Source organism: Rhizobacter sp. (genome assembly GCF_035702065.1).
Classification (GTDB): domain Bacteria; phylum Pseudomonadota; class Gammaproteobacteria; order Burkholderiales; family Burkholderiaceae_C; genus Rhizobacter.
In genome coordinates this window covers 1-11,485 of sequence record NZ_DASSRA010000354.1, presented here as the reverse complement: position 1 = coordinate 11,485, position 11,485 = coordinate 1, and the positions used below count along the sequence as shown (strand labels likewise).

Sequence of the window (11,485 nt, the reverse complement as noted above, 5' to 3'; positions counted from 1 at the left end):
AAGAAGATCGCGTTGATCAGCTCGGACTTGCCGCGCGAGAACTCCGCCACGAAAGCGACGATGAGCTTCTCGCCGGACAAACGGCGACGCAGGGTGTCGAGCGATTCGTGGGCAGCGGGGTCTGCAACATCTTGCTCGGCGAGGAAGCGGCTGTACTCGTCAAGACGCTGCCCGAGCGTTGTGCGCCACTGGGAAAGTTCGTCAAGACTGCTTGCAAAAGAAGAAGCCATGGAGGTGTCGCGGCCCAGCAAAAATAAGCGTCAGGCATGGTAGCCCAAGGTCCGTTTGCTGCAGGCCAGCAGAAACATCTGGTCACCTGAGTGGTTTCCCAGGTGTGCGCTTTTTGGCCTTTTTCAGTGCCTTGTTTTACCGTTTCTGGCAGCTGGGGCAATAGAACGTGGAGCGCTGCCCCTGGATGATTCGCCGGATGGGCGTGCCGCATGTGTGACAGGGCTGTCCCTCGCGGCCGTACACCTTCGCCTCGAGTTGGAACTCACCAGCCATGCCATGGGCATCGCGGAAGTCGCGCAGCGTCGAGCCGCCCAGTGCGAGCGCGCGGGCCAGGGTTTCGCGCACCGCCACCGCCAAACGTTCAGCGCGCGGGCGGCTGATCTTGTCGCTGCGGGTGCGTGGGTCGATGCCCGCGGCGAAGAGCGCCTCGCAGGCGTAGATGTTGCCGGCGCCGACCACGATGTCGCCCGACAGCAGCGCGAGCTTCACCGCCACGCGACGGCGCTGCAGCGCGGCGTGGAGGTAGCCGCCGTTGAAGGCCGCATCGAAGGGCTCCACACCCAGACCTGCGAGCAGCTTGCTGGCCATGCCTTCGGTGGTGCTGGGCGACCACACCACGGCACCGAAGCGGCGCGGGTCGGTCAGGCGCAAGGTGCCGCGCGTGGTGACGAGGTCGAAGTGATCGTGGCTGCCTTGTGGTGCGCTGTCTTCACGAAACGCCAGCGAACCCGACATGCCCAGGTGCATCAGCAGGCCACCGCGGGACAAGGGCAGCCACAGGTACTTGCCGCGGCGCAGGGCATCGCCCACGGTCTGGGTGACCAGGCTCTCGGGTTCGCAGCCCAGCGGCCAGCGCAGCGGTTTGCCCAGCCTCACCCCGGTCACGCGGGCCCCGGCAATGCGCTGCGCAAAGCTCTGGCGCGTGACCTCGACTTCTGGAAGTTCTGGCATGAAGGGAATTATCGTGGCGATGTGGAGTCGCAGCAGCTGACTAGAATCTTCCGCAGTCCCAGGAGCCGTCCCATGCGATCCCTTTTTCCGTTCTCGCGCGCCGCCATCGCCGTGGCCTGCGCGCTGGTCTTGACGCATGGGGGCGTGCTGGCGCAAGACGAGCCGCCCGTGCAGGTGGCCAACTCCAAACTCGATGCGCCGCTGTTCTATCAGGTGCTGATTGGCGAGATGGAGTTGCGTTCGGGCCAGCCCGGCATGGCCTACCAGGTGTTGCTGGATGCGGCCCGCAAGACGCGCGACGAAGCCCTGTTCCGCCGTGCCACCGAAGTCGCCTTGCAGCAGCGTGCCGGCGAACAGGCACTGGCCGCCACGCAGGCCTGGCGCACCGCCTTGCCCGAGTCGCTGGAGGCGGTGCGCTTCCAGTTGCAGATCCTGGTGGCATTGAATCGCCAGGCCGAGACGACCGAGCCGGTGCGCACACTGCTCAAGCTCACGCCGGCGGCAGATCGCGCCGCCGTGATCTCGTCGCTGCCACGGCTCTACGAGCGCAACACCGACAAGGTTCAAACGGCCAAACAGCTGGAGAAGATCCTCGAACCTTCGCTGGCAGCACCCGAGACGCGCTCGGTGGCGCAGGTCGCGCTGGGCCGTGCCTGGCTCGCGGCCAACGACGCGCCCAAGGCGTTCGAGCTGGCCAAGAGCGCCCACGCGCCGGACCCGGCGGCCGACGCCCCCGCCCTGCTGGCGCTCGAACTGATGGCCTCGACACCCGCGGCCGAATCCATCGTCACCGCCTACCTGAAGGCCAAGCCCGGCGGCACGCCCATCCGCATGGTGTACGCCCGCGTGCTGAGCGCCGGCCAGCGCTACGCCGACGCCGTGCCGCAGCTCGAAGCGGTGGTGCGCACCGAGAACGCACCGGCCGCCGCCTGGCTCACGCTGGGCGCGCTGCACCTGGAGCTGAAGCACCCGCGCGAAGCCACCACGGTGCTCAACGACTACCTGCAGCGCGTGCAGGCCGGCACCATCACGCACGCGCCCGCCGAGGAAGACGACGACAACGATCCGTCCACGCCCGACCAGAGCACGACGCAGGCCTATCTGCTGCTGTCGCAAGCCGCCGAGCAGCAGCGCGACTACGTCGGCGCCGAAGCCTGGCTCGCCAAGGTGACCAACCCGCAGCGCGCACTCGACGTGCAGGCACGCCGCGCCTCGCTGCTGGCCAAGCAGGGCAAGCTCAAGGAAGGCCGCGAGCTGATCCGCCGCGCCCCCGAAAAGTCACCTGAAGATGCCCGCGCCAAGCTGCTCGCCGAGGCGCAGCTGCTGCGCGACATGAAGCAATGGGGCGAGGCGAATGTCGTGCTGGCCAGCGCCAACCAGAAGTTCCCCGATGACGCCGACCTGCTGTACGAGCAGTCGATGATGGCCGAGAAACTCAACCGGCTGGACGAGATGGAGAAGCTCCTGCGCCGCGTGATCGAGCTCAAGCCCGACCACCACCACGCCTACAACGCGCTGGGCTACTCGCTGGCCGAGCGCAACGTGCGCCTGCCCGAGGCGCGCGAGCTGATCAAGAAAGCCCTGGAGCTGGCACCCGGCGAGCCCTTCATCACCGACAGCATGGGCTGGGTCGAGTACCGCATGGGCAACCGCGAAGAAGCGCTGCGCCTGCTGCAGCAGGCCTACAAGGCACGGCCCGATGTGGAGATTGGCGCACACCTGGGCGAAGTCCTGTGGATGAGCGGCCAGCAAGAGGAAGCCCGTCGCATCCTGCGCGACGTGCGCAACAAGGACGACAGCAACGACGTGCTGAAGGAAACGCTGGCACGCCTGCGTGTCGATCTGTGATCCGCGGAGCAGCCGGCCTGCTGCTGGCCACCAGCCTGCTGGCGGGCTGCGCCTCAGTCGGCGAGCGCGCACCGGAGGGTGCTGAGACCCTCTCCGGCAAGCTCTCGGTGCGCGTCGACGCCAGCGCGGCCGGCCCGGCGCGCAGCGAAAGCGGCAACTTCGAGTTGAAGGGCTCTCCCGAGAAGGGCCAGCTCAACCTCTCGTCGCCGCTGGGCACAGTCCTGGCGCAGGCGCGCTGGTCGGGCCGGCAGGCCTGGTTGACCACTCCGCAAGGCGAAACCGCCTACCCGGATCTCGACGCCCTCACACAGGAGATGCTGGGCGAGCGGCTGCCGGTGGCTGCGCTGTTCGACTGGCTGCGCGGCCGCCCCTGGCCCGGTGCGCCGAGTCAGGCCAATGTGGCGCCGGCCGGCCACGGCTTCCAGCAGCTGGGCTGGTCGGTCGACCTGACGCGATTCGACGAAGGCTGGATCTCAGCCCAGCGCGCCCAACCGCCGACCGTGACCGTGCGCGCCCGCATCGACGCCCCCTGATCCCATGGCACTCACCGCCCTCTACGACGTGGCCGCCCCGGCCAAGCTCAACCTCTTCCTGCATGTGGTGGGCCGGCGCGCCGACGGCTACCACCTGCTGCAATCGGCCTTCGTGCTCATCGACTGGGCCGACACCCTGCACTTCGAGCGCCGCAGCGACGGCGCCATCGCGCGCCACGACCTCGGCGCCCAACTCCCCGCCGACGACCTGTGCCTGCGCGCCGCCCGAGCCCTCCAAACAGAATCGGGTACCACCCTCGGCGCCGACATCTCCATCGACAAGCAGGTGCCCTGGGGCGCCGGCATGGGCGGCGGCAGTTCCGACGCCGCCAGCACACTGCTGGCCCTCAATCGCCTGTGGGGTCTCAACTGGTCACTGCAGCGCCTGCTGGTACTGGGCCTGAAGCTCGGCGCCGACGTGCCCTTCTTCCTGGGTGGGCACAACGCGTGGGTCGAAGGCATCGGCGAACAACTCACACCCATCCAGCTGCCCAAGCAGTGGCTGGCCGTGCTGAAGCCAGCGTCTGGCATCGAAACCCGTGCCATTTTTGCCAGCCCGCTGTTGGCCAGAAACACCGAACCTGTTATAGTCGCGGGCTTCCTTGCAGAGACCGGCATTGATGCCCTGGTGGAAGGGTTTGGTCACAACGACCTGCAACCTCCCGCTGAGCAGCAATGTTCTGAAGTGGCGCAAGCCGCTCGGTTGCTCGAGGCCCGGTTCGGCAACAGCCGCATGACGGGTTCGGGCAGTGCGGTGTTCGCAAGGGCAGGCAGAATCAATGACACAGGCGCCCCACCCATGGCGACGCTTCCGGCGGATCTTCCGCCGGGCTGGGTAGGCAGAATGTGTCGCAGCCTGGAGATCCATCCGCTCGCGGGTTGGTCAGCAGGTTGAGCAGTTTCAGGTGGGCCGCGCAAGCGGCAAACCGGTGTAGGGGAGTCGCCAAGTTGGTTAAGGCATCGGATTTTGATTCCGACATGCGAGGGTTCGAGTCCTTCCTCCCCTGCCAAAGTTTCTTGATTCCCGGTGCTTGAGGGCTGCGTCCCGAGAGCACGCCGGGGCTGATGTTGATGGGTGCGCTGTGCCCACGGAATGCGCCCAATGAGCCTCGACGGAGGGAACGTGCTTTTCAACACCGTGCTGTTTACCGGGAATGCCAATCCGGCGCTTGCGCAGGAAATGGCTGCCAACCTCGGCATTGAACTCGGCAAGGCCAAAGTTGGCCGCTTCTCCGACGGAGAAGTTGACGTCGAGATCCAGCAGAACGTCCGCGCCCGCGACATCTTCATCGTCCAGCCCACCTGCGCGCCGACGAATGAAAACCTGATGGAGCTGTGCATCATGGTCGACGCGCTCAAGCGCGCTTCGGCCCGCCGCGTCACCGCGGTGATCCCCTACTTCGGCTATGCGCGGCAAGACCGCCGGCCGCGCTCCACCCGCGTGCCCATCAGCGCCAAGGTCGTGGCCAACATGCTCGAAGCCGTGGGCGTCGAGCGCCTGCTGACCATGGATCTGCACGCCGACCAGATCCAGGGCTTCTTCAACATCCCAGTCGACAACATCTACGCCTCGCCGGTGCTGCTGTCTGACCTGCAAAGCAAGCGTTACCAAGACCTGGTGGTCGTGTCGCCCGACGTGGGCGGCGTGGTGCGCGCCCGCGCGCTGGCCAAGCAGTTGGGTTGCGACCTGGCCATCATCGACAAGCGCCGCCCCAAGGCCAATGTGTCCGAGGTGATGCACGTCATCGGCGACATCGACGGACGCAACTGCGTGATCATGGACGACATGATCGACACCGCCGGCACGCTCGTGAAGGCGGCCGAAGTGCTGAAGGAACGCGGCGCCAAGAACGTCTACGCCTACTGCACCCATGCCGTGTTCTCCGGCCCGGCCATCGAGCGCATCAAGGGCTCGGCGCTGGACGAAGTCGTGATCACCAACACCATCCCGCTCAGCGAGGATGGCAAGAAGTGCTCGAAGGTGCGCCAGCTGTCGGTGGCCTTCCTGTTCGCCGAGACCATCCGCCGCATCTCTGATGGCGAGTCGGTGACCTCGCTGTTTGCCGAACAGAACAACAACTTCTGACCTAGAACGAGAGCGGGTTCCTTGCGGAGCCCTTCTTAGCCGCGGGCCGTTGGCCCGTTTAACCGGGAAGCCTGGTCGCGGGCTCCCATCCATCATTGGAGTACTTATGAAATTCGTCGCTTACGAGCGCACCAAGCAGGGGACCGGAGCGAGCCGCCGCCTGCGCAACGCCGACAAGGTGCCCGGCATCGTTTATGGCGCCGGCAAGCCGGCCATGATCGAGCTCGATCACAACGCTCTCTTCCACGCGCTGAAGAAGGAAGCGTTCCACTCGACCATCCTCGAGATGGAACTGGCTGGCAAGACCGAGCAGGTGCTGCTGCGTGACTACCAGCTGCACCCCTTCCGCCAGATCGTGCTGCACATCGACTTCCAACGCGTCGATGCCACCACCAAGATCACGAAGAAGGTTCCGCTGCACTTCATCAACGAAGAAAACTCGCCGGCCGTCAAGACCGACAAGTGCCTGGTGAACCACGTGGTGACCGAACTGCGCATCCAGTGCCTGGCCTCGGCCCTGCCTGAATACCTGACCGTCGACCTGAGCAACCTGACCAAGGGCCAGGCTCTGCACGTGAGCGACCTGAAGCTGGCCGACGGCATCACCGTCGTGACGCAGGGCAAGCCGAACCCCGTGATTGTTTCGACCTCGGTGCAAGCCGAAGAAGAAGAGGCCGCGCCCGCCGCTCCGGTGGTGGCCGCTGCCCCCGCTGCGAAGCCGAAGAAGAGCGAGAAGCAGAACAAGAAGTGAACCTTCGCAAGAAGGTCTGGGAGCCCCGCTTTTGGCGGGGCTTTTTTTTGCCTGGAACCCGCTTCAGCGGGAAGGACGGCCTTCCAACTGGGCCCGGATAATCCGCACCATCATGATTCGACTGCTTGTTGGCCTGGGCAACCCCGGCCCGGAATACGAAGCCACCAACCACAACGCCGGGTTCTGGTGGATCGACGCGGTGGCACGCGAACTCAAGGCCTCGCTCTCGCCGGAGCGCGCCTACTTCGGCTTGGTGGCCCGCGTGAACCGCCCCGGTGAGGCTGGCCCGCTGTGGCTGCTGGAGCCGCAGACCTACATGAACCTCTCGGGCAAGTCGGTGGCCGCGCTGGCGCGCTTCTTCAAGATCGCGCCCGAGGAGATCCTGGTCGCCCACGACGAGCTCGACCTGCAACCCGGCCAGCTCAAGTTCAAGAAGGGCGGCGGCCATGCAGGCCACAACGGCCTGCGCGACATCCATGCGCAACTCGGCACGCCCGACTACTGGCGCTTGCGCATCGGCATCGGCCACCCGGGCGTGAAGGCCGAGGTGGTCGACTACGTGCTGCGCAAGCCCAAGCCCGAGCACCGTGATGCCATCCATGACGCCATCGCCAAGAGCTTGCCTGCGCTCGACCTCATCTTGGCAGGCGAGATGGAGCGCGCCACGATGAAGATCAACTCCAAACCGCCCCGGCCCAAGCCGCCGCGACCCGAAGGCTTGGCAAGCGGACCCAAGCCATGAAAGCCTGCCTCCTGTTGTGCCTTGCGTTGGTCGGTGCCAGCACCTCGGCCCAGACGATCTACCGCTGCGGACCAGACGGCAGGGCGTACTCGCAAGCCCCCTGCGAACAAGGCCGCCCCGTGGATGTGAGCGACAACCGCAATGCCAACCAAGTGGCTGCGGCCCAGGCCCGCATTCGCGATGACCAAACCTTGGGTGACACCTTGCAGCGCGAGCGCCAGGCCCGCGAAGCCCGCCCGGCCCCGAAGGCCAGCCACATCGATGGACGCCCGGCTCCTTCAGTGCCCATGGCTCACGCCGCCAAGGCCCCCAAGGGAAAGAAGAAGCCGCGCGCTCCCAAGAATGGGGGCGATTTCATGGCGGTGGCACCCGCCGCCAAGACCTCGCGCTAACGCTCGGCTGGCGCCTGCAGGCGCTCGTACTTCTCCCACAGCATCTCGCGCGTCTCCACGTTGGCCGGGTCGACGGGGATGCAGTTGACAGGGCACACCTGCACGCACTGCGGCTCCGGGAAGTGCCCCACGCACTCGGTGCACTTGGCCGGGTTGATCTCGTAGATCACCGGCCCGAGCGAGATCGCCTGGTTCGGGCACTCAGGCTCACAGACATCGCAGTTGATGCAGTCGTCCGTGATCCACAGTGCCATGTCTATCGCTCCCCAGCGCTCACACGCTGCTGCAATCGTTTGAGCACCGAGGGTGACACGAACTTGGAGACATCACCCTTCAAGGTGGCAATCTCGCGCACGAAGGTGCCGGAGACGAACTGGAACTGGTCGCTGGGCGTGAGGAACACGGTCTCGACCTTGGGCATCAGGTGGCGGTTCATGCCGGCCATCTGGAACTCGTACTCGAAGTCACTCACCGCCCGCAGGCCACGCACCACCACCTTGCCGCCGTGGCTGGTGACGAAGTCGCTCAGCAGGCCGTCGAAGGCGATCACCTCGACGTTGGGGTGGATGGCGGCAAGCTCCTGGGCGATCTCCAGGCGCTCGGTCAGGCTGAACATGGTGCGCTTGTGGTGGCCCGTGGCGACAGCCAGGATCAAACGCTCGAACAGCTGGCTCGCCCGGCGCATCAGGTCTTGATGGCCCAGCGTCATGGGGTCGAAGGTGCCCGGGTAGACGGCGGTGAGTCGGGTCACGGAGGTCAAGGCGCTTTCCTTCTTGTCGGCTCGGGGCGAGTGCGGCCAGTTTAGCCGGGCTCGCTGCGCTGGATCAGGTGGAAATACACGGTGCCCGCCCGGCCTTCGCGGTGCAGGCGCAGCCCCAGTTCGGCCAGCGCCGGCTCGTCGGCGAATGAACGGTCGGCCTCCAGGTAGATGAATCCACCGGGTGCAACCATGCGCGCCGCGGCCCGCAGGGCGGGCAGGAACAGGTCGGCATCGAAAGGGGGGTCGCTGAACACGAGGGCGAATCGCTCCGGCGCGCAGCGCGCCATCCAGGCCAGGGCGTCGGCCGCTTCGATGCGCACGGTGTCGGCCTGGAGCCGCTCCTGCACGGCACGCAGGCCATGGGCGAGCTTGCCGTCGCGCTCAAGCAGCGTGACGTCGGCCGCCCCCCGCGAGGCGGCCTCGAACCCCAGCGCCCCGCTGCCGGCAAAGGCATCGAGGCAGCGCCAGCCCTCCAGGTCTTGCCCGAGCCAGTTGAACAGGGTTTCGCGCACGCGGTCAGGCGTCGGACGCAGCCCCGGCGCGTCGACCACGGGCAACTTGCTGCGCTTCCACTGCCCACCAATGATGCGGACTTCATGTGGGCCCCTTGCCGATGAAGACATCGGCTGCCCCTTGAGGGTGCCGCGGGCCGGCTTGGGAGCGGCCCGCCGCTGAGATGTCATTGCCGAACCGGGATGCCGCGGCTGGCCATCAGCGCCTTGGCTTCGGCGACCGTGTGTTCACCGTAGTGGAAAATGCTCGCCGCCAGCACCGCGTCGGCCCCGCCCTGCTGAATGCCCTCGACCAGATGCTCCAGGTTGCCCACGCCGCCGGAGGCGATCACCGGCACATCGACCGCGTCGCTCACCGCGCGGGTCAGCGGCAGGTTGAATCCGATCTTGGTGCCGTCACGGTCCATGCTGGTCAGCAGGATCTCGCCGGCGCCATGCTCGGCCATCTGGCGTGCCCAGGCCACGGCATCGATGCCGGTGTTCTTGCGCCCACCATGCGTGTACACGTCCCAACCCGACCCATCGGCCCGGCCCTTGGCGTCAATGGCCACCACGATGCACTGCGCGCCGTACTTCTGCGACGCGTCGCGGATGATCTGCGGGTTGGCTACCGCCGCCGAGTTGAAGCTCACCTTGTCAGCGCCCGCATTGAGCAAACGCCGCACGTCTTCGACCGTACGCACGCCGCCACCCACGGTGAGCGGAATGAACACCTGAGAAGCCACCGCCTCGATCATGTGCAGGATCAGGTCGCGGCCATCGCTGGTGGCAGTGATGTCGAGGAAGGTCAGTTCGTCGGCACCTTGGTCGTTGTAGCGGGCGGCAATCTCCACCGGATCACCGGCATCGCGCAGTTCGACGAAGTTGACGCCCTTGACGACACGCCCGCCAGTAACGTCGAGGCAGGGGATGATGCGTTTGGCCAGCATCAGCCGTTGCCGTTCAGTTCGTCCGCGCGCTTCTGCGCGGCCGCGAAATCGAGCGCGCCGGTGTAGATGGCGCGCCCGCAGATCACGCCCTCGACGCCCTCGCCTTCCACGGCGCAGAGCTTCTCGATGTCGGCGATGTTGGACAGGCCGCCCGACGCGATCACCGGAATGCTCAGCGCCTGCGCGAGCTTGACGGTGGCGTCGATGTTGATGCCGGTGAGCATGCCGTCGCGGCCGATGTCGGTGTAGATCACGCCTTCGACGCCGTAGTCCTCGAACTTCTTGGCCAAGTCGATCACTTCGTGGCCGGTGAGCTTGCTCCAGCCGTCGGTGGCCACCTTGCCGTCCTTCGCGTCCAGGCCCACGATGATGTGGCCGCCGAAGGCGCTGCAGGCGTCCTTCAGGAAGCCCGGGCTCTTGACCGCCGCCGTGCCGACGATGACGAAGCTCAGACCGTCGTCGAGGTAGCGCTCGATGGTGTCGAGGTCGCGAATGCCACCGCCCAGCTGCACCGGGATCTCGTCGCCCACCTCGGCCAGGATGGCCTTGATGGCCGGCTCGTTGACCGGCTTGCCGGCAAACGCACCGTTCAGATCCACCAAATGCAGGCGCCGGGCGCCGGCATCGACCCACCGTCGGGCCATGGCCGCGGGGTCTTCGCCGAAAGTGGTGGAGTCGGCCATGTCGCCTTGCTTGAGGCGCACGCATTGGCCGTCTTTGAGATCAATGGCAGGGATCAGCAGCATGGCCGAGGCAGAGGTGGGGTGGAGGGGAAAAAGAGGGGTGCCCGAGAGAGACGACGCAGACGAGATGACGCTGAAAAGCGGATCAGGGATTCCAGTGAAGGAAGTTGCGGTACAGCGCGAGCCCGTGCTCGGCGCTTTTCTCTGGGTGGAACTGGGTTGCGAAAATGTTATCGCGTGCCAGCGCACAGGTAAAGCGGGTGCCGTACTCCGTTTCGCCCACGCTGTGGCGCGGGTCGGACGGCCGGGCATAGAAACTGTGCACGAAATAGAAGTACGCCCCATCGGGAACGCCCGCCCAGATCGGGTGCGCGCGCGCCTGCATCACCTGGTTCCAGCCCATCTGCGGCACCTTGTAGCGGCTGCCGTCGGGCTGCCGCTGGCCTTGCAACTGGAAACGAATCACTTCACCGGGGATGAGGTTCAGCCCGTCGGTCGGGCCTTCTTCGCTGCGCGTGAGCAACATCTGCATGCCCACGCACACGCCCATCAGCGGCTTGCGGGCGGCGGCGTCGAGCACGGCGTCCAGCAGGCCGGAGTCGTGCAGTTCGCGCATGCAGTCGGGCATGGCGCCCTGGCCGGGGAGCACGATGCGTTCGGCGGCGTACACCTCGTCGGGCTTGGAGGTGACGATCACCTGCACCCCACTGCCTTGCGCCACATGCATCACGGCCTGCGACACGGAACGCAGGTTGCCCATGCCGTAGTCGACGACGGCGACGGTGCGGCTCATGTCAGAGGCTTCCCTTGGTCGACGGAATGACGCCAGCGGCCCGCGGGTCGATCTCCAGCGCCATGCGCAGCGCGCGCGCAAAGGCCTTGAAGATGGTCTCGCACTGGTGGTGGGCGTTGTCGCCCTGCAGGTTGTCGATGTGCAGCGTCACGCCGGCGTGGTTGCTGAAGCCCTGGAAGAACTCGTAAACCAGCTGGGTGTCGAGCGCACCGATCATGCCGCTCTTGAAATCGACGCGCATGTGCAGGCCGGGCCGGCCGGAGAAGTCGATCAC

Annotated in this window: 15 protein-coding genes, 1 tRNA gene and 1 pseudogene; 8 read left to right on the top strand and 9 right to left on the bottom strand. The window is 66.3% G+C overall.

All coding sequences use genetic code 11. The features are described 5' to 3' along the window. Both VFL64_RS15720 and mutM read right to left on the bottom strand, forming a co-directional pair. Positions 1-230, bottom strand: a pseudogene (locus tag VFL64_RS15720) (dynamin family protein); the annotation flags it as partial. A gap of 136 nt (positions 231-366) precedes the next feature. Further along, the gene (gene mutM / locus VFL64_RS15715) at positions 367-1,182 is read right to left on the bottom strand and encodes a bifunctional DNA-formamidopyrimidine glycosylase/DNA-(apurinic or apyrimidinic site) lyase (protein WP_489541318.1); all 816 of its coding nucleotides are present in this window, start codon (positions 1,180-1,182) and stop codon (positions 367-369) included. Positions 1,183-1,254: 72 nt separating this feature from the next. On the opposite strand from mutM, the gene VFL64_RS15710 reads away from it, so the two are divergent. The 8 genes from VFL64_RS15710 (at position 1,255) to VFL64_RS15675 (ending at position 7,534) form a co-directional block, all read left to right on the top strand. After that, entirely contained in the window at positions 1,255-3,030 is a 1,776-nt protein-coding gene (locus tag VFL64_RS15710; protein WP_489541317.1) for a tetratricopeptide repeat protein, read from the top strand. Continuing rightward, entirely contained in the window at positions 3,027-3,563 is a 537-nt protein-coding gene (locus VFL64_RS15705; protein WP_489541316.1) for a lipoprotein insertase outer membrane protein LolB, read from the top strand. Before VFL64_RS15710 ends, VFL64_RS15705 begins: the two co-directional genes overlap by 4 nt. A 4-nt stretch (positions 3,564-3,567) precedes the next feature. Beyond that, on the top strand, positions 3,568-4,458 hold the full coding sequence (gene ispE, locus VFL64_RS15700) for a 4-(cytidine 5'-diphospho)-2-C-methyl-D-erythritol kinase (protein ID WP_489541315.1): 891 nt from the start codon (positions 3,568-3,570) through the stop codon (positions 4,456-4,458). Positions 4,459-4,496: 38 nt separating this feature from the next. After that, positions 4,497-4,573: transfer RNA gene (locus VFL64_RS15695), tRNA-Gln, on the top strand. 113 nt (positions 4,574-4,686) lie between these two features. Then, positions 4,687-5,649 (top strand): ribose-phosphate pyrophosphokinase, encoded by a 963-nt coding sequence (locus VFL64_RS15690; RefSeq protein ID WP_489541314.1) that lies wholly within the window; start codon positions 4,687-4,689, stop codon positions 5,647-5,649. Between the two features lie 106 nt (positions 5,650-5,755). After that, on the top strand, positions 5,756-6,400 hold the full coding sequence (locus VFL64_RS15685) for a 50S ribosomal protein L25/general stress protein Ctc (RefSeq protein WP_489541313.1): 645 nt from the start codon (positions 5,756-5,758) through the stop codon (positions 6,398-6,400). 112 nt (positions 6,401-6,512) lie between these two features. Then, positions 6,513-7,142: an aminoacyl-tRNA hydrolase gene (gene pth, locus VFL64_RS15680; protein ID WP_489541312.1), complete on the top strand. Its 630-nt coding sequence runs from the start codon at positions 6,513-6,515 to the stop codon at positions 7,140-7,142. Continuing rightward, positions 7,139-7,534, top strand: coding sequence for a hypothetical protein (locus VFL64_RS15675; protein ID WP_489541311.1), 396 nt, complete (start codon positions 7,139-7,141; stop codon positions 7,532-7,534). Before pth ends, VFL64_RS15675 begins: the two co-directional genes overlap by 4 nt. Here the strand turns inward: VFL64_RS15675 and VFL64_RS15670 are convergent. The 7 genes from VFL64_RS15670 to VFL64_RS15640 form a co-directional block, all read right to left on the bottom strand. Then, the gene (locus tag VFL64_RS15670) at positions 7,531-7,788 is read right to left on the bottom strand and encodes a YfhL family 4Fe-4S dicluster ferredoxin (RefSeq protein ID WP_489541310.1); all 258 of its coding nucleotides are present in this window, start codon (positions 7,786-7,788) and stop codon (positions 7,531-7,533) included. The two genes, VFL64_RS15675 and VFL64_RS15670, sit on opposite strands and share 4 nt — an antisense overlap. A 2-nt stretch (positions 7,789-7,790) precedes the next feature. After that, positions 7,791-8,294, bottom strand: a complete 504-nt coding sequence (coaD, locus tag VFL64_RS15665; protein WP_489541309.1) for a pantetheine-phosphate adenylyltransferase — start codon at positions 8,292-8,294, stop codon at positions 7,791-7,793. A gap of 41 nt (positions 8,295-8,335) precedes the next feature. Continuing rightward, positions 8,336-8,917, bottom strand: coding sequence for a 16S rRNA (guanine(966)-N(2))-methyltransferase RsmD (gene rsmD / locus VFL64_RS15660; protein ID WP_489541308.1), 582 nt, complete (start codon positions 8,915-8,917; stop codon positions 8,336-8,338). Between the two features lie 56 nt (positions 8,918-8,973). Further along, positions 8,974-9,735, bottom strand: a complete 762-nt coding sequence (gene hisF / locus VFL64_RS15655; RefSeq protein WP_489541307.1) for an imidazole glycerol phosphate synthase subunit HisF — start codon at positions 9,733-9,735, stop codon at positions 8,974-8,976. After that, the gene (gene hisA, locus VFL64_RS15650) at positions 9,735-10,481 is read right to left on the bottom strand and encodes a 1-(5-phosphoribosyl)-5-[(5-phosphoribosylamino)methylideneamino]imidazole-4-carboxamide isomerase (protein WP_489541306.1); all 747 of its coding nucleotides are present in this window, start codon (positions 10,479-10,481) and stop codon (positions 9,735-9,737) included. The genes hisF and hisA overlap by 1 nt, the downstream gene beginning before the upstream one ends. A gap of 82 nt (positions 10,482-10,563) precedes the next feature. Then, positions 10,564-11,211 (bottom strand): imidazole glycerol phosphate synthase subunit HisH, encoded by a 648-nt coding sequence (gene hisH, locus VFL64_RS15645; RefSeq protein WP_489541305.1) that lies wholly within the window; start codon positions 11,209-11,211, stop codon positions 10,564-10,566. Between the two features lies 1 nt (position 11,212). Next, positions 11,213-11,485, bottom strand: a 273-nt coding sequence (locus VFL64_RS15640) for an imidazoleglycerol-phosphate dehydratase (RefSeq protein WP_489541304.1), incomplete at its 5' end; no start/stop codon positions are given.

Excerpts from the sequence above, each read along its gene's own strand:
- mutM (WP_489541318.1), bottom strand. The coding sequence starts at position 1,182 with ATGCCAGAACTTCCAGAAGTCGAGGTCACGCGCCAGAGCTTTGCGCAG.
- VFL64_RS15710 (WP_489541317.1), top strand. The coding sequence starts at position 1,255 with ATGCGATCCCTTTTTCCGTTCTCGCGCGCCGCCATCGCCGTGGCCTGC.
- ispE (WP_489541315.1), top strand. The coding sequence starts at position 3,568 with ATGGCACTCACCGCCCTCTACGACGTGGCCGCCCCGGCCAAGCTCAAC.
- VFL64_RS15685 (WP_489541313.1), top strand. The coding sequence starts at position 5,756 with ATGAAATTCGTCGCTTACGAGCGCACCAAGCAGGGGACCGGAGCGAGC.
- pth (WP_489541312.1), top strand. The coding sequence starts at position 6,513 with ATGATTCGACTGCTTGTTGGCCTGGGCAACCCCGGCCCGGAATACGAA.
- VFL64_RS15675 (WP_489541311.1), top strand. The coding sequence starts at position 7,139 with ATGAAAGCCTGCCTCCTGTTGTGCCTTGCGTTGGTCGGTGCCAGCACC.
- VFL64_RS15670 (WP_489541310.1), bottom strand. The coding sequence starts at position 7,788 with ATGGCACTGTGGATCACGGACGACTGCATCAACTGCGATGTCTGTGAG.
- rsmD (WP_489541308.1), bottom strand. The coding sequence starts at position 8,917 with ATGTCTTCATCGGCAAGGGGCCCACATGAAGTCCGCATCATTGGTGGG.
- hisF (WP_489541307.1), bottom strand. The coding sequence starts at position 9,735 with ATGCTGGCCAAACGCATCATCCCCTGCCTCGACGTTACTGGCGGGCGT.
- hisA (WP_489541306.1), bottom strand. The coding sequence starts at position 10,481 with ATGCTGCTGATCCCTGCCATTGATCTCAAAGACGGCCAATGCGTGCGC.
- hisH (WP_489541305.1), bottom strand. The coding sequence starts at position 11,211 with ATGAGCCGCACCGTCGCCGTCGTCGACTACGGCATGGGCAACCTGCGT.